Below are 16,249 nucleotides of genomic sequence, written 5' to 3'. Positions count from 1 at the left end.
TCATGGCGAAGACGTTATACGAAAAATTGTTTGATGCGCACGTAGTTTACTCGGCACCAAACGAAACCCCGCTGCTGTACATTGACCGTCATCTGGTGCACGAAGTGACGTCACCGCAGGCCTTTGACGGTCTGCGCGCGCACAATCGTCCCGTTCGCCAGCCGGGTAAAACCTTCGCCACGATGGATCACAACGTGTCGACTCAGACCAAAGACATCAACGCGTCGGGCGAGATGGCGCGTATCCAGATGCAGGAGCTGATTAAGAACTGCAACGCCTTCGGCGTTGAGCTGTACGATTTGAACCACCCGTATCAGGGCATCGTCCACGTAATGGGTCCTGAGCAGGGCATCACTCTGCCGGGAATGACCATCGTCTGCGGCGACTCCCATACCGCCACGCACGGCGCGTTCGGTGCGCTGGCGTTTGGTATCGGAACCTCCGAAGTCGAGCACGTTCTGGCGACGCAAACCCTGAAACAGGGCCGCGCGAAAACCATGAAAATCGAAGTCAAAGGTCAGGCGGCGGCAGGTATCACCGCGAAAGACATCGTGCTGGCGATTATCGGTAAAACCGGCAGCGCAGGCGGAACCGGTCACGTGGTGGAGTTTTGCGGCGATGCTATCCGTGCATTGAGCATGGAAGGCCGTATGACCCTGTGCAACATGGCGATCGAGATGGGTGCTAAAGCCGGTCTGGTCGCACCGGACGAGACCACGTTCAACTATGTAAAAGGCCGTCTGCACGCGCCGAAAGGCAACGATTTTGACGAGGCGGTGGAATACTGGAAAACCCTGCAAACCGACGACGGCGCGACATTCGATACCGTTGTCACCCTGCAGGCAGAAGATATCGCACCGCAAGTTACCTGGGGTACCAACCCAGGCCAGGTGATTTCCGTTAACGACAACATTCCCGATCCGGCCTCCTTTGCCGATCCGGTGGAACGCGCAAGCGCCGAAAAAGCGCTGGCGTACATGGGCCTGAAACCGGGCATTCCGCTGACCGACGTGGCAATCGACAAAGTGTTTATCGGCTCCTGCACCAACTCTCGCATCGAAGATTTGCGTGCAGCGGCAGAAATTGCCAAAGGCCGTAAAGTCGCGCCCGGCGTGCAGGCGCTGGTCGTGCCAGGCTCTGGCCCGGTAAAAGCCCAGGCTGAAGCTGAAGGGCTGGATAAGATCTTTATCGAAGCCGGTTTTGAGTGGCGCTTACCGGGCTGCTCCATGTGTCTGGCCATGAACAACGACCGTCTGAACCCGGGCGAGCGCTGCGCCTCTACCAGCAACCGTAACTTTGAAGGCCGTCAGGGCCGCGGTGGACGTACCCATCTGGTCAGCCCGGCAATGGCAGCAGCTGCCGCTGTGACCGGCCATTTTGCTGATATTCGTGGTTTGAAATAAGGAGACAATCATGGCAGAGAAATTTACCCAACATACGGGTCTGGTTGTCCCGCTGGATGCGGCGAATGTTGATACGGACGCCATCATTCCCAAGCAGTTCTTACAGAAAGTGACCCGCACTGGCTTTGGCGCGCACCTGTTTAACGACTGGCGTTTTCTCGACGATCAGGGCCAGCAGCCGAATCCCGAGTTCGTTCTGAACTTCCCGGAATTTAAAGGCGCTTCGATCCTGTTAGCCCGCGAAAACTTTGGCTGTGGCTCGTCCCGAGAACACGCCCCGTGGGCGCTGACGGACTACGGTTTTAAAGTGGTGATCGCCCCGAGCTTTGCCGACATCTTTTACGGCAACAGCTTCAACAATCAGTTGCTGCCGGTGACGCTGACCGACGAACAGGTCGATGAACTGTTCGCGCTGGTGAAGGCGAATCCGGGCATTTCGTTCGAAGTGGATCTGGAAGCGCAGGTGGTGAAAGCGGGTGACAAAACTTACAGCTTTAAAATCGACGACTTCCGCCGTCACTGCATGATCAACGGCCTCGACAGCATTGGTTTGACCCTGCAGCACGAAGCGTCCATTGCGGCCTACGAAAACAAACAACCGGCGTTTATGCGCTAACGAAAAAGGCCCGCGCAAGCGGGCCTTTTTGTTTAACTCTCTTTGACGCGAAGCGTCAGCGCCAGCGTCACCAGCGAGATCCCCGCAATCACCCAATACACGGCAAAGTGACCATAGCTTTGCGCCAGCGCTCCCTGAATCACCCCCGCCAGAATCACCCCTGTCGAAATACTGTTGGTGAATAACGTCGTGGCAGATCCTGCCCGCCCGGGCATCAGATCCTGGAACCACAGCATCCCAATCCCGGCGACAATGCCGATAAAAATCGCGTTAAAAAGCTGCAACGCCAGCAGCGCTTCGCGACTGTGAAACAGGATTAATCCCAGGTAAAACAGGACGCCAGCCGCCACCGCAACCACCATCATCCGGCGTTTGCCAAAGCGCTTCACGTAAAAGCCCGCGAGGATCATTGCCGGGATTTCCAGCCCGGCGGCGGTACCCATTAAGATCCCGGCGAGCTTATCCGGCAGCCCCAGATCGCTGCTGATCCACAGGGGCATATCGATGATATACATGGTGTTGCAGGTCCACATCAGCGTCGAGGCAATAAACAGCATGCGCACGTTTTTATTGTGCCAGCCGCTCACCTGGGTGACGGGCGTATCCGCCGCCTGCTCCACCCGGGCGACCGACGGCAGCACAAAGGCGATCAGCGCCAGGCTGATGGCAAAAATCCCGGCCGCAATGGAGAACATCACCGTAAAGCCGTAATTCAGCGCCAGCATAAAGGCCAGCGGCGGGCCGATCACCCACGCCAGGGAGAGCTGTGCACGCATCACCGAGCTGAACATCACCACTTCCCGCGCCGAGCTGTCCGCGTACTCACGGGCGAGCGCAAAAAGCTGCGGCATGGCGGTATTGGCGAGCGAGGCCAGCAGCACCCCGCAGGTGAGCAGCGTCAGATAGTGACGGTTGAAGGCAAACAGCAGAGCGTTGCCGATGGCCATCGCGCAACAGAACAGAATTAATTTGCGGCGATCGCCCTGGCTGTCGGATCGTTTTGCCAGCCACAGGCTGACCAGGATCCCGGCAATGGCGTTGACCGTGTAAAACAGGCCCACCCAGAAAGGCTGTGCGCCCACCTCACGACTCAGGAACAGGCTCAGGGTCGGCGCCTGTAGCGCCCCCGCGACGCCCATCATAAAGGCCACCAGCATAAAAGCGGCATACACGCCATTCAGGCGGCGGCCCATCGTCATCAACCAGAGCATGCGCAGTTCCTTGTCAAAGAGGAGCGAAATGGAGAGGCAGTGTAAACGAAAAAAGCCAGCAAAAACATTTTGCTGGCGGGTGATAAGCACCAATACTCAGTCACACATGATCGAGGCGAGTCAGCGGTCAGAGGTCGATTTCGTAACGTCCCACTGCATCAGATCTTCAAGCATTTTCAGGCGCTGTTCTGCGCACTGGCGGGCCAGCCAGGACACTCCCTTTGTCGCTGAAAAGTAGTGCTGATAAAACTGACGTGCGGTAGACCTCTTCATATTTACCTCCTCACTTCAACAAGGAGGATTATTGGCTTAATATGAGGATTAATAAATTGCTGATTTTTTGTCAGGAGTTCCCCTTTTATGCCGTCTGGTCGTCTGCAACAACAATTCATCCGCCTCTGGCAGTGCTGCGAAGGCCAGTCAAAAGAGACCACGCTGAACGAACTGGCGGAACTGCTGAACTGCTCGCGCCGCCACATGCGCACGCTGCTGAACACCATGCAGCAGCAGGGCTGGCTGAACTGGGAGGCGGAAGCAGGGCGCGGAAAGCGTTCGCGCTTAACCTTCCTGTATACCGGTCTGGCCTTACAACAGCAGCGCGCTGAAGACCTGCTGGAGCAAGACCGCATCGATCAGCTGGTGCAGTTGGTGGGCGACAAAGCCGCCGTGCGCCAGATGCTGGTCTCCCATCTGGGTCGCAGTTTCCGCCAGGGAAAGCACATCCTGCGCGTGCTCTACTATCGTCCGATGAAAAACCTGCTGCCGGGCACGGCGCTACGCCGCTCCGAAACGCACATGGCGCGACAAATCTTTAGCGGCCTGACGCGCATAAATGAGGAAAACGGGGAACTGGAAGCCGACATCGCGCACCACTGGCAGCAACTTTCTCCGCTGCACTGGCGCTTTTTTTTGCGTCCCGGCATCCATTTTCATCATGGCCGCGAGCTGGAGATGAACGATGTGATCGCTTCTCTGCAGCGCGCTCGCGGGCTGCCGCTCTACTCCCACATCGCACACATTCACTCTCCTACCGCCTGGACGCTGGATATCGAGCTTTCCGAGCCTGATCAGTGGCTGCCGTGGCTGATGGGCTATGTCCCGTCGATGATTTTGCCTCATGAATGGGAGAGCATGCCCAGTTTCGCCAGTCAGCCCGTCGGCACCGGCCCTTACGCCGTGATGCGCAATAACAGTAACCAGTTGAAAATCCGCGCCTTCGATGACTACTTTGGCTACCGCGCGCTGATTGACGAGGTGAATGTCTGGGTGCTGCCGGACATCAGCGAAGAGTTCAGCCCCGGCCTGACGCTGGAAGGCCCGACCGAAGGCGAAAAAGCCGTCGAAAGCCGCCTCGAAGAGGGTTGCTACTATCTACTGTTTGACGCCCGCACCCACCGGGGTGCCAGCAGCGAGGTGCGCCAGTGGATAAGCCAGATCCTCGCCCCCGCCAATCTGATCTATCAGGCGGAAGACCAGCACCAGACCTACTGGTTCCCGGCCTACGGGCTGCTGCCTCGCTGGCACCACGCCCGTCCTGGGCGCGGCGAAAAGCCCGCCGGGCTGGAAACCATTACCCTCACCTATTATCGCGAACACGTTGAGCACCGCTTTATTGCGCGCATCATGAGCAAACTGCTGGCCGCGGAAGGCGTGACGCTGGAAATTCAGGAGGTGGATTACGATGAATGGCATCGCGGCGAAGCGGTGAGCGATATCTGGCTCAACAGCGCGAACTTCACTCTGCCGCTCGATTTCTCGCTCTTCTCGCACCTGTATGAGATCCCGCTGATCCAGCACTGCATTGCCCGCGACTGGCAGCAGGACGCCGCTCAGTGGCGCGCCGGAGAGATGAATCTGGCGGTCTGGTGCCAGCAGTTGCTGTCCCAGCAGGCGATGGTACCGCTGATCCACCACTGGCTGATGATTCAGGGACAGCGCAGTATGCGCGGCTTACGCATGAACACGCTCGGCTGGTTTGACTTTAAATCCGCCTGGTTTGCGCCGCCGGAACCATAACACTTTCGTAATATTCACCAAATCATTACAATACCGCCGTTCTCAACGGGGTGCTGCATCGATGATGTGCGCTGAGATAATACCCGTCGAACCTGATCCGGATAACGCCGGCGAAGGGATTTGAGGCTGTCGCTCAAAATCCTTTGCCACTCAACTTTGAGGTGCAAAGTGTTAAAAAAAGTTCTCCCCCTGCTGGCGCTCTTCGCGCTGCCTGCGTTTGCCAAGCCCGTTTTAACGGTCTACACCTACGACTCCTTTGCAGCCGACTGGGGCCCAGGCCCGGTGGTCAAAAAAGCTTTTGAAGCCGACTGTCACTGCGAACTGAAATTCGTGGCGCTGGAAGATGGCGTTTCGCTGCTCAACCGTCTGCGGATGGAGGGCAAAAACAGCAAGGCCGACGTGGTGCTGGGCCTGGATAACAACCTGCTGGAAGCGGCCTCGCAAACCAAACTCTTTGCCAAAAGCGGTATCGCCGCCGATGCGGTGAACGTTCCGGGCGGCTGGAAAAACGACACCTTTGTCCCCTTCGATTACGGTTACTTTGCCTTTGTCTACGATAAAAACAAGTTGAAGAATCCGCCGAAAAGCCTGAAAGAGCTGGTCGAGAGCAACCAGAAATGGCGCGTGATTTATCAGGACCCCCGCACCAGCACACCGGGCCTTGGCCTGCTGCTGTGGATGCAAAAAGTGTACGGCGACAAAGCGCCGGAAGCCTGGCAAAAACTGGCGGCGAAAACCGTCACCGTCACCAAAGGCTGGAGCGAAGCCTACGGCCTGTTCCTGAAAGGCGAAAGCGATCTGGTCCTGAGCTACACCACCTCGCCGGCCTACCACATTATCGAAGAGAAAAAAGACAACTACGCCGCCGCTAACTTTGCCGAAGGCCACTATCTGCAGGTGGAAGTCGCCGCCCGCACCGCGGCCAGCAAAGAGCCGGAACTGGCCGAGAAGTTCCTGAAATTTATGGTCTCGCCTGCGTTCCAGAACGCCGTCCCGACGGGCAACTGGATGTATCCGGTGACCGACGTGAAACTGCCTGCGGGCTTCGATCAGTTGAGCAAACCGCAAACCACGCTGGAGTTCACCCCGCAGCAGGTTTCCACTCAACGCGCCGCCTGGATCAGTGAATGGCAACGCGCCGTCAGCCGCTAATTCCCGGCTGGCTGCTCCCTGGGCTGACTGCCGCCACGCTGATGGTGGTGGTGAGCCTGGGGGCTTTTCTTGCCCTGTGGCTGAACGCACCGCAAAGCGATCTCGCCGCGCTGTGGCACGATAGCTATCTCTGGCACGTGGTGCGATTCTCCTTCTGGCAGGCATTTCTCTCAGCCCTGCTCTCGGTCGTCCCGGCGATCTTTTTGGCACGGGCGCTGTATCGCCGCCGTTTTCCCGGAAGACAAGCGCTGCTGCGCCTGTGCGCGATGACGCTGATCCTGCCCGTACTGGTCGCCGTCTTCGGTATTCTGAGCGTGTATGGGCGCCAGGGGTGGATCGCCACGCTGTTGAGTGTGTTTGGCATCGAATGGACATTTTCGCCTTACGGCCTGCAGGGCATCCTGCTGGCCCACGTTTTTTTCAATATGCCCATGGCGACGCGACTGTTCTTACAGGCGCTGGAAAATATCCCTGGCGAACAGCGACAGCTGGCCGCCCAGCTCGGAATGCGCGGATTTGCCTTCTTTCGCTTTGTTGAGTGGCCGTGGCTGCGGCGGCAGATCCCGCCCGTTGCAGCATTAATTTTTATGCTCTGCTTCGCCAGTTTCGCCACAGTGCTGTCGCTGGGCGGCGGCCCGCAGGCCACCACCATTGAGCTGGCGATCTATCAGGCCCTGAGTTACGACTACGATCCGGGTCGTGCGGCGCTGCTGGCGATGATCCAGATGTTCTGCTGCCTGGGGCTGGTCCTGCTCAGCCAGCGACTCAGTAAAGCCATTGCAGTGGGGAGCCATCAGGTAAACGGCTGGCGCGATCCGCAGGACAGCCTGCGCAGCCGCCTGAGCGATCTCCTGCTTATCGTACTTGCGCTGCTGTTACTCCTCCCGCCGCTGCTGGCCGTGATGGTGGATGGTCTCAATCTGAATCTGATCTCGGTGCTGCAACAGCCGGTTCTGTGGCAGGCGCTGTGGACGTCGCTGCGAATTGCCCTCGGCGCCGGGCTGCTGTGCGTCCTGCTGACCATGATGCTGCTCTGGAGCAGCCGCGAGCTTTACGCCCGCCACTCCCGAATCGCCGGGCAAGCGCTGGAGCTGAGCGGGATGTTGATTCTGGCGATGCCGGGCATCGTGCTGGCGACCGGGTTCTTTTTGCTGTTCAGCAGCACCATCGGATTACCCGAGCACGCCGACGGAATCGTCATTTTCACCAACGCGCTGATGGCGATTCCCTATGCCCTGAAAGTGCTGGAAAACCCGATGCGCGACCTGAGCGCCCGCTACACTCTGCTCTGTCAGTCGCTGGGGATGCGCGGCTGGCAGCGAGTGAGGGTCGTTGAACTCCGCGCCCTGAAACGCCCTCTGGCACAGGCGCTGGCCTTTGCCAGCGTGCTGTCGATTGGCGATTTCGGCGTAGTGGCGCTATTTGGTAATGACGATTTCCGCACGCTGCCGTTCTGGTTGTATCAGCAAATCGGCTCGTATCGCAGTCAGGATGGTGCCGTGACGGCCCTGCTCCTGCTGCTGCTGTGCTTTACCCTCTTCACCGTTATCGAAAAACTTCCGGGGCGCGATGCTAAAACTGACTGATGTAACCTGGCTTTATCAGCACCTGCCAATGCGCTTTACGCTCTCCGTCGAACGCGGAGAGATGATTGCCATTCTCGGCCCAAGCGGTGCCGGGAAAAGCACGCTGCTCAATCTGATTGCCGGTTTCCTGCCTCCGGCGCGTGGCGAAATGTTGATCGACGGGCAAACGCACACCCATACGCCGCCGTCCCAGCGCCCGGTGTCGATGCTGTTCCAGGAAAATAATCTGTTTACCCATCTGACGGTGCGACAGAATATCGGCCTTGGAATGGACCCCGGCCTCAAGCTGACGGCGCTTCAGCGTGAGAAACTCGAAGCGATTGCCCAGCAGATGGGGCTGAATGAATTTCTCGATCGCCTGCCTGGCGAGCTTTCTGGCGGGCAGCGTCAGCGCGTCGCGCTGGCTCGCTGTCTGGTGCGGGAACAGCCAATTTTGCTCCTCGACGAGCCGTTCTCGGCCCTCGACCCGGCTCTGCGTCAGGAGATGCTGTTGCTGGTAAAAGAGGTGTGTCAGCAAAAAAATCTCACCATGCTGATGGTCTCGCACAGCGTGGAAGACGCCGCCAGAATCGCGGCGCGCTCCGTCGTGATTGCCGACGGGCGCATCGCCTGGGATGGGGAAACGCAGGAGCTGATAAGCGGGAAGGCAAGTGCCTCAGCGTTGTTGGGAATAATGCAGCCGCAGTAAGCCCGGCAAACAATGCGCCACCGGGCAATCTCAGGCCTGGTGGCGGCTGAAAATCGCCTATCGGCTCACCACCTTCAACAAAATCTCGCCATACACCGGCATCAGCGGATGACGAATCAACGCCACCAGCGCCACCACGGCAACCCCGAGCGTCAAGGGCGCCAGCCACAACAGGCGGCCACGCGGCAGATACTGGGTGAGGCGATCCGTACCGGCTTTCGCACTGCGCCACAGGCGCCAGCACAGCCACACCGCGACCCACAGCAGCAGCGCGGTGGCTAACAGCAGCCATTTAAAATGGCCGCTTTGCGCATCGGCGGGGATATCAATCGCCGCACCGGCCAGAATGCCCGGCAGGAAATAGAACGGCGGCCAGAAGACGCAGCCAATGATATTGGGCAGAATAAATTTTGAAACGGGCAGATCCAGCATCCCGGCAACCATCGGCACCAGCGGACGCGTCGGGCCGACAAAACGCCCGACCAGAATGGTAAACATACTGTGCTGATGGAGGGCATGCTCGGTTTTGTCGAGCAGCGCTTTGTTCTTTTTCATGAACGACCAGCGGTGCAACGGCTTTTTGAAGCGCCAGCCTAACCAGAAAGAGATCCAGTCGCCCAGCAGACAGCCAACGATACCGGCCATCCACGCCTGCCAGAAGTTCACCTCGCCGCTGCCAATCAGCGCACCGAGGCCCGCCATCATGACAGTGCCAGGTAAAATCAGCCCCACCAGCGCCAGCGATTCCAGAAAGGCGACCAGCGCGACAGCGATCAGCGAGTAGGCCACGGACTGCGTAATAAAATGTTCCAGCAATGCCTGCATAACGATTCCGGTCAGATAACAGAGCAGGGATTCTGCGAAGTGCTTCCTGCCTCGTCAAGACAACAATTGTCTGAATAGTTTACCGGGTGCCGCCAGACTTCACCTGTTTGTTTCGTTTCATTTACGTTTTACTCACATCCGGCGCGGAATTCGCTCGGGCTGGCACCGGTGCATTTCTTGAAGACGCGGGAAAAATAGAGCTGATCCTCAAAGCCGACGTTACGCCCCACGGTGGCAATCGGCATACGCGTGGTGCTGAGAAGCAGTTTGGCCTGGCTGATGCGCTGATCCTCGCGCCAGCTCAGAACGCTCACCCCCAACTGCTGCCGGAAAAGGTGCGACAGGCGCGACGGCGACAGGCAGACGTGCTGCGCGACCCCCGCAATATCAAACTGGCTGTCCGACAGATGATCGCTGATGTACTGGCAGGCGTCGCGCACGCGATTGTCCAGCGGCGGATTAAGGGAGGCGTTAATCGCCTCCATGCGCCGCAGCAACAGCTGTTCAAGCAGATTAATCGCCAGCAGCTCGGCGTAGCGCCCGCCCGCCTGGGCTTCGATGATCTGGGCAAAAAGCTCGCGGAACTGCGCCTGATGCGCTTCGTCGGGCCGGTAAAAACCGGTGTGGGCGAAAATCGACGGCCAGGCCAGCCACTCCTGCCAGTAAGCGCGCGGGCGGAAATAGACCCACTGGTGATACCACTCTTTTGCATCGGGATGGCGGCCGTAGTGGTGAATTTCTCCCGGCGGGAACAGCAAAATATCGCCAGGCCGACAGACAAATTGCCGATCGTTATTTTTGATCACCCCCTCACCGCGCACGGTGATATTCAGGATATAGCCTTTCATGCCCAGCGGGCGATCGACGAAAAAGTCGAGGTAACCCTCGGCTTCAATAGGGGTCAGCCCCGCCACCAGATGGGCGTTGAAGGAGTACCCCGGCAACAGGGGATCGTTTTGTGTTTCGGCCATAAACAGGTCACTCCCGACGGTCAATAAGGAAACAAATTGTCCATATCTATAAAAGCGGTATAAAAACGGGTCGTTAAGAGAATCACATCGCCTGCCCTCTCTTTTAACTCCGCTTTGTCTCGGCCTTTACCCCAGATTCATCCACGATCTCGTGCAAATCAGCAGTAACAAAAGTGTCTATAACTGCGGCAGAAATGTCCACATTGAATATTTGCACAACGTCACACTTTCCACCTCAACAGCAATTTAATCCATAAGATTAGCGGATCCTGCCTGACGATTTTCTCCCTCAATCTCTAATGTTGATCCATACCCGTTTTTTGATGGAGCAACATAAATGGCAATTGCGATTGGCCTCGATTTTGGCAGTGACTCAGTACGCGCCCTGGCGGTGGAGTGTCGTACGGGCCAGGAGATAGCGACCAGCGTGGAGTGGTATCCGCGCTGGCAAGAGGGGCGTTATTGCGATGCGCCAAATAATCAGTTCCGCCATCATCCGCGCGATTACATCGAATCGATGGAAGCGGCGATCAAAACCGTTCTGGCCGAATTGAGCGAAGATCAGCGCGCACAGATCGTCGGTATTGGCGTAGACAGCACCGGCTCAACGCCTGCCCCCGTCGATGCCGAAGGCCGCGTGCTGGCGCTGCGCCCTGAGTTTGCCGACAACCCGAACGCTATGTTCGTGCTGTGGAAAGACCATACTGCGGTTGAAGAAGCCGAAGCCATCACCCGTTTGTGCCATCAGCCTGGAAAAACCGACTACTCCCGTTACATTGGCGGCATTTATTCCAGCGAATGGTTCTGGGCCAAGATTTTGCACGTCACCCGTGCCGACCGTGACGTGGCGCAGGCCGCCGTGTCATGGATTGAGCTGTGCGACTGGGTACCGGCCCTGCTGTCGGGCACCACCCGCCCGCAGGATATTCGCCGTGGACGCTGCAGCGCCGGGCATAAATCCCTGTGGCATGAGAGCTGGGGCGGGCTGCCTCCTGCCGCGTTCTTCGATGAACTTGATCCGATTATCAATCAAAGCCTGAAATATCCGCTGTTTACCGACACTTATACCGCCGACATTCCGGTCGGAACCCTGAGCGCAGAGTGGGCGCAGCGTCTGGGCTTGCCACAAAACGTGGCGATTTCCGGCGGCGCGTTCGACTGCCATATGGGTGCCGTCGGCGCGGGCGCACAGCCTAATACGCTGGTGAAAGTGATTGGTACCTCTACCTGCGACATCCTCACCGCTGATAAAGCCAGCGTAGGCGACCGCGCCGTGAAAGGTATTTGCGGCCAGGTGGACGGTAGCGTGGTCCCTGATTTTATCGGGCTGGAGGCCGGGCAATCCGCCTTCGGCGATATCTACGCCTGGTTTGGCCGCGTGCTCGGCTGGCCGCTGGATCAGCTGGCGGAAACACATCCGGAGCTGAAAGCGCAGATCGCGGCCAGCAAAAAACAGCTTCTCCCGCAGCTGACGGAAGCCTGGGCGAAAAACCCGTCCCTTGATCATCTCCCGGTGGTGCTCGACTGGTTCAACGGTCGTCGCACGCCGTTTGCCAACCAGCGTCTTAAAGGCGTGATTACCGATCTCAACCTGGCAACCGACGCCCCTGCGCTGTTCGGCGGTCTGATTGCGGCCACCGCCTTTGGCGCGCGCGCCATCATGGAGTGTTTCACCGAGCAGGGCATCGCCGTGAACGAGGTGATGGCGCTCGGCGGCATCGCGCGTAAAAACCCGGTGATCATGCAGGCCTGCTGCGACGTGCTGAACCGTCCGCTGCAGATCGTCGCCTCCGATCAGTGCTGTGCCCTCGGGGCCGCCATTTTCGCGGCAGTCGCGGCGGGTGTTCACGCAGATATCCCGACCGCTCAACAGCACATGGCGAGCGCCGTCGAGAGCACGCTCCAGCCGCGCCCTCAGCAGGCCCAACGCTTCGAGCAGCTTTATCAGCGCTACCTGCAATGGTCGAAAAGCGCCGAACAACACTATCTCCCTGTCGCCGCCCCGGCCAAAAACACCGCGGAAAAACCGGCAACCCTGACACATTAAGGACACGATAATGAGCATTTTTAACAATTATGAAGTGTGGTTTGTCATTGGCAGCCAGCATTTATACGGCCCGGAAGCGCTGCAACAGGTGACGAAACACGCGGAGCATGTGGTTAACGCCCTCAATGCGGAGGCCAAACTGCCGTGCAAACTGGTGCTGAAACCGCTCGGAACCACGCCAGACGAAATCACCCACATCTGCCGCGACGCGAACTACGACGACAAATGCGCCGGGATGGTGGTGTGGCTGCACACCTTCTCCCCGGCCAAAATGTGGATCAACGGCCTGACTATCCTCAACAAACCGCTGCTGCAGTTCCATACCCAGTTCAACGCTTCCCTGCCGTGGGACAGCATCGATATGGACTTTATGAACCTGAACCAGACCGCGCACGGCGGCCGCGAGTTCGGCTTTATCGGCGCGCGTATGCGTCAGCAGCACGGGGTGGTAACCGGACACTGGCAGGATCAACACGCGCAGCAGCGCATCGGCTCGTGGATGCGCCAGGCGGTCTCCAAACAGGATACTCGTCATCTGAAAGTGGTGCGTTTTGGCGACAACATGCGTGAAGTGGCAGTGACGGACGGCGATAAAGTCGCTGCACAGATTAAATTTGGTTTCTCCGTTAACACCTGGGCCGTGGGCGATCTGGTGCAGGTGGTGAACGAAATCAGCGACGGCGATATCAGCGCGCTGGTGGACGAATACGAAAGCAGCTACCGCCTGACCGCTGCGGCGCAGATCAACGGCGATAAACGCCAGAACGTCATCGATGCGGCGCGCATCGAACTGGGGATGAAACGCTTCCTGGAACAGGGCGGCTTCCACGCCTTTACCACCACATTTGAAGACCTGCACGGCCTGAAACAACTGCCAGGCCTGGCGGTACAACGTCTGATGCAGCAGGGCTACGGCTTTGCGGGCGAAGGCGACTGGAAAACCGCCGCCCTGCTTCGCATCATGAAGGTGATGTCGACCGGTCTACAGGGCGGCACCTCATTTATGGAGGATTACACCTACCACTTCGAGAACGGCAACGATCTGGTGCTCGGCTCGCACATGCTGGAAGTGTGTCCATCCATCGCCGTCGAAGAGAAACCGATCCTCGACGTGCAGTACCTGGGCATTGGCGGCAAAGCCGATCCGGCCCGACTAATCTTCAACACCCGCACCGGCCCGGCGATAAATGCCAGCCTGATCGATCTGGGCGATCGTTTCCGCCTGCTGGTGAACTGCGTGGATGCCGTGGAGACCCCGCATTCATTGCCGAAACTGCCCGTCGCGAACGCCCTGTGGAAAGCGCAGCCGGATCTGCCGACCGCGTCTGAAGCCTGGATCGTGGCCGGTGGCGCGCACCACACGGTCTTCAGCCACTCGCTGGATCTGAACGATATGCGCCAGTTCGCGGAGCTGCACGACATCGAGCTGACCGTCATCGATAACGACACCCGTCTGCCAGCGTTTAAAGACGCGCTGCGCTGGAACGAAGTCTATTACGGTTCAAAACGTTGAGCACGTGCCCGGCGGCACGTCGTCTGCCGGGCTTATAAACCCAGGCCGGATAAGCGAAGTGCCATCCGGCAAGGAGAACAGAATGCTTGAAGCATTAAAGCAGCAGGTGCTGGAAGCCAACCTGGCCCTGCCGAAACACCATCTCGTCACCCTCACCTGGGGCAACGTCAGCGCTGTCGATCGGGAGAAAGGGGTGTTTGTGATTAAGCCGTCCGGCGTGAATTACAGCGTGATGACCGCCGAGGATATGGTGGTGGTGAGCATCGCGACCGGAGAAGTGGTCGAAGGGAAGAAAAAGCCCTCTTCCGATACGCCAACCCATCGCCTGCTCTATCAGTCATTCCCGTCGATTGGCGGTATCGTGCATACCCACTCGCGCCACGCCACCATCTGGGCGCAGGCCGGACAATCCATTCCGGCGACGGGCACGACCCATGCCGACTATTTTTACGGCACCATCCCCTGCACCCGTAAAATGACCGATGCGGAAATTAACGGCGAGTATGAGTGGGAAACGGGCAACGTGATCGTCGAAACCTTTGAAAAAGCGGGAATCGATGCGGCGCAAATGCCGGGCGTGCTGGTGCACTCTCACGGGCCGTTTGCGTGGGGCAAAAACGCCGAAGATGCGGTGCATAACGCCATCGTGCTGGAAGAGGTCGCCTATATGGGGATCTTCTGCCGCCAGCTGGCGCCACAGCTTCCGGATATGCAGCAAACCCTGCTGGATAAACACTATCTGCGCAAGCACGGTGCGAAAGCGTATTACGGGCAGTAACTAATACAAGGCATCTGCGGTTTAGGTGCCTTGCATTAATATAAATTGTCAATGACTTAGTTAAAACAATAAAAATATCACATTTGTTTCACTCTATCTCCTTTGCTATAAAAAATAGAGCAAAGGAGATAGATATGAGCAAACGTAGTGAAATCACGGATGGTACATTAGCAACCACACGTAAACGTGGATTAGTTTACACTGAAAGATTAGGGTGGATAGACCTCGGTCATGCTCAGGGTAATGATGCGAGATTTTTAAAAGAACAATTAGACCGCGAATCATTCCCCCGTTATTTTGAGGAATATAATGAATGGTACTTTCCGGTATCGTACCATCAAGAAATGGGCAAAAAAGGTAGCGTTTTTGGAAGAGAGTTAACTTTTCACACGGGTGTAAATACGCAAGTAATGGTTAAAGCGTGTTTGTCCCCGGAGATAAAAGCAAGAGTCGCACTGACTATAATGTACGGAACAGCAAAAAGGTTTGAAGCATGGCAAAACTCCGCACTTTTCAATTGGTTCACCGGTAGTGGATTTAGTGGTGAAGATTTAGTCTCTGATTTGCTTGGATTCTATCGGGTTTTTAGCAAAGGGCCAGACCCTCTTTGGCTTGCGAAACCCGTGTCGTATGAAACAGCAATACAGATATGGGACGCTCATGATCCTATCGGACATTATAAAAATACGGACTTTTCACCTCTTCTTTTCTCAACCTCTCCACCCAGGCGGTATGGAAACCCGATAAAAAAAGACTTACCGGAATGGCTGAATTATATAAAGCCTTTTAAACATGAATACAGCAATTTCTTCCTTAATAAATTTAGAGATAGACCCGAAAGCCATTTTTTCAGAGATCGCTCAAGAATCAATCATGACCTTTATGGCTCAATCCAATCATCAAATGCTAAAAATTTTTCAGATGATCCCTTTAAACGTCCTGTGTTATTTTTATTGAACCCACATAAACCTTTGTCGAGTTGGGTAAAATGAAAAAATTAACATTAGTAATGATGGCTGTTATTTTATTCCCCCCCTTGTTTATTTATGGCTGGTTTGCCCTCACCTCTGGAGAGCACCAATATGCAGAAACAGATATTCTCTCTTTCTGGCTCTACACCCCAACTGAATTAAAGGATACACCCAAAATATCAGACATTGCCTTGTATGATTACGAATACGATCCTGACAACGAACAGACAAGTGTCATTATTCACTGGACTAATATCCGTGATATCGCAGAGCAAAAGAGACTGTTATATAATTTTGTTCAACAACTTACTGATTACAAAAAGGATAACTGTGGATGGAAATATAATAATAAAGATGATTACTCCGACAACTACAAACGATATTGTATTTTTCAAAAGGGAAATACCCTTGAACTGCAATTTTTTGAGACAGTACACTAACAAACACCTGTATAAAATCACAGCACCCCAAA

At 56.5% G+C, this 16,249-nt stretch carries 15 protein-coding genes and 1 riboswitch; of the genes, 11 read left to right on the top strand and 4 right to left on the bottom strand.

Features of this window, described 5'->3' with window-relative positions; translation table 11 throughout:
* Nucleotides 1–2: 2 nt before the first annotated feature.
* Together leuC and leuD are read left to right on the top strand one after the other, a co-directional pair.
* The gene (gene leuC / locus ACB496_RS03510; protein ID WP_100777638.1) at nucleotides 3–1,403 is read left to right on the top strand and encodes a 3-isopropylmalate dehydratase large subunit; all 1,401 of its coding nucleotides are present in this window, start codon (nucleotides 3–5) and stop codon (nucleotides 1,401–1,403) included.
* Nucleotides 1,404–1,413: 10 nt separating this feature from the next.
* Entirely contained in the window at nucleotides 1,414–2,019 is a 606-nt protein-coding gene (leuD, locus tag ACB496_RS03505) for a 3-isopropylmalate dehydratase small subunit (RefSeq protein ID WP_102104590.1), read from the top strand.
* A 32-nt stretch (nucleotides 2,020–2,051) separates the two neighbouring features.
* Here leuD and ACB496_RS03500 read toward each other — a convergent pair whose 3' ends face one another.
* Nucleotides 2,052–3,230, bottom strand: coding sequence for a sugar efflux transporter (locus ACB496_RS03500; RefSeq protein ID WP_102104589.1), 1,179 nt, complete (start codon nucleotides 3,228–3,230; stop codon nucleotides 2,052–2,054).
* Nucleotides 3,231–3,350: 120 nt separating this feature from the next.
* Complete coding sequence (gene sgrT, locus ACB496_RS03495; RefSeq protein ID WP_100777656.1) at nucleotides 3,351–3,503, bottom strand: glucose uptake inhibitor SgrT; 153 nt, start codon at nucleotides 3,501–3,503, stop codon at nucleotides 3,351–3,353.
* 87 nt (nucleotides 3,504–3,590) lie between these two features.
* Here sgrT and sgrR point away from each other — a divergent pair, with 87 nt between their 5' ends.
* The 4 genes from sgrR to thiQ all read left to right on the top strand — a co-directional run bounded on the left by sgrR (nucleotide 3,591) and on the right by thiQ (nucleotide 8,672).
* Nucleotides 3,591–5,246, top strand: a complete 1,656-nt coding sequence (gene sgrR, locus ACB496_RS03490) for an HTH-type transcriptional regulator SgrR (protein ID WP_129035432.1) — start codon at nucleotides 3,591–3,593, stop codon at nucleotides 5,244–5,246.
* A 36-nt stretch (nucleotides 5,247–5,282) separates the two neighbouring features.
* Nucleotides 5,283–5,383: riboswitch (TPP riboswitch) on the top strand.
* Nucleotides 5,384–5,414: 31 nt separating this feature from the next.
* Nucleotides 5,415–6,398 (top strand): thiamine ABC transporter substrate binding subunit, encoded by a 984-nt coding sequence (thiB, locus tag ACB496_RS03485; protein ID WP_371974457.1) that lies wholly within the window; start codon nucleotides 5,415–5,417, stop codon nucleotides 6,396–6,398.
* The gene (gene thiP / locus ACB496_RS03480) at nucleotides 6,374–7,984 is read left to right on the top strand and encodes a thiamine/thiamine pyrophosphate ABC transporter permease ThiP (RefSeq protein ID WP_371974455.1); all 1,611 of its coding nucleotides are present in this window, start codon (nucleotides 6,374–6,376) and stop codon (nucleotides 7,982–7,984) included. The genes thiB and thiP overlap by 25 nt, the downstream gene beginning before the upstream one ends.
* Nucleotides 7,968–8,672: a thiamine ABC transporter ATP-binding protein ThiQ gene (thiQ, locus tag ACB496_RS03475; protein ID WP_371974453.1), complete on the top strand. Its 705-nt coding sequence runs from the start codon at nucleotides 7,968–7,970 to the stop codon at nucleotides 8,670–8,672. Before thiP ends, thiQ begins: the two co-directional genes overlap by 17 nt.
* Before the next feature lie 57 nt (nucleotides 8,673–8,729).
* On the opposite strand, the gene ACB496_RS03470 is transcribed toward thiQ, so the two are convergent.
* Complete coding sequence (locus ACB496_RS03470; protein ID WP_102104584.1) at nucleotides 8,730–9,497, bottom strand: DedA family protein; 768 nt, start codon at nucleotides 9,495–9,497, stop codon at nucleotides 8,730–8,732.
* 128 nt (nucleotides 9,498–9,625) lie between these two features.
* Entirely contained in the window at nucleotides 9,626–10,468 is an 843-nt protein-coding gene (gene araC / locus ACB496_RS03465; protein WP_100777662.1) for an arabinose operon transcriptional regulator AraC, read from the bottom strand.
* 337 nt (nucleotides 10,469–10,805) lie between these two features.
* On the opposite strand from araC, the gene araB reads away from it, so the two are divergent.
* The 5 genes from araB to ACB496_RS03440 all read left to right on the top strand — a co-directional run bounded on the left by araB (nucleotide 10,806) and on the right by ACB496_RS03440 (nucleotide 16,217).
* Nucleotides 10,806–12,515: a ribulokinase gene (gene araB, locus ACB496_RS03460; RefSeq protein ID WP_371974450.1), complete on the top strand. Its 1,710-nt coding sequence runs from the start codon at nucleotides 10,806–10,808 to the stop codon at nucleotides 12,513–12,515.
* 10 nt (nucleotides 12,516–12,525) lie between these two features.
* Nucleotides 12,526–14,028, top strand: a complete 1,503-nt coding sequence (gene araA, locus ACB496_RS03455; protein ID WP_100777664.1) for an L-arabinose isomerase — start codon at nucleotides 12,526–12,528, stop codon at nucleotides 14,026–14,028.
* Between the two features lie 82 nt (nucleotides 14,029–14,110).
* Nucleotides 14,111–14,806: an L-ribulose-5-phosphate 4-epimerase gene (gene araD / locus ACB496_RS03450; RefSeq protein ID WP_371974448.1), complete on the top strand. Its 696-nt coding sequence runs from the start codon at nucleotides 14,111–14,113 to the stop codon at nucleotides 14,804–14,806.
* A gap of 134 nt (nucleotides 14,807–14,940) precedes the next feature.
* Nucleotides 14,941–15,798: a hypothetical protein gene (locus ACB496_RS03445; RefSeq protein WP_371974446.1), complete on the top strand. Its 858-nt coding sequence runs from the start codon at nucleotides 14,941–14,943 to the stop codon at nucleotides 15,796–15,798.
* Complete coding sequence (locus tag ACB496_RS03440) at nucleotides 15,795–16,217, top strand: hypothetical protein (RefSeq protein WP_371974444.1); 423 nt, start codon at nucleotides 15,795–15,797, stop codon at nucleotides 16,215–16,217. The genes ACB496_RS03445 and ACB496_RS03440 overlap by 4 nt, the downstream gene beginning before the upstream one ends.
* Nucleotides 16,218–16,249 lie beyond the last annotated feature (32 nt).

Origin of the sequence: Lelliottia nimipressuralis, from assembly GCF_041464075.1 — a bacterium.
Lineage (GTDB): Bacteria > Pseudomonadota > Gammaproteobacteria > Enterobacterales > Enterobacteriaceae > Enterobacter > Enterobacter nimipressuralis.
Note: the sequence above shows the minus strand (reverse complement) of the source record. Positions and strands in the feature narration are given on the sequence as shown.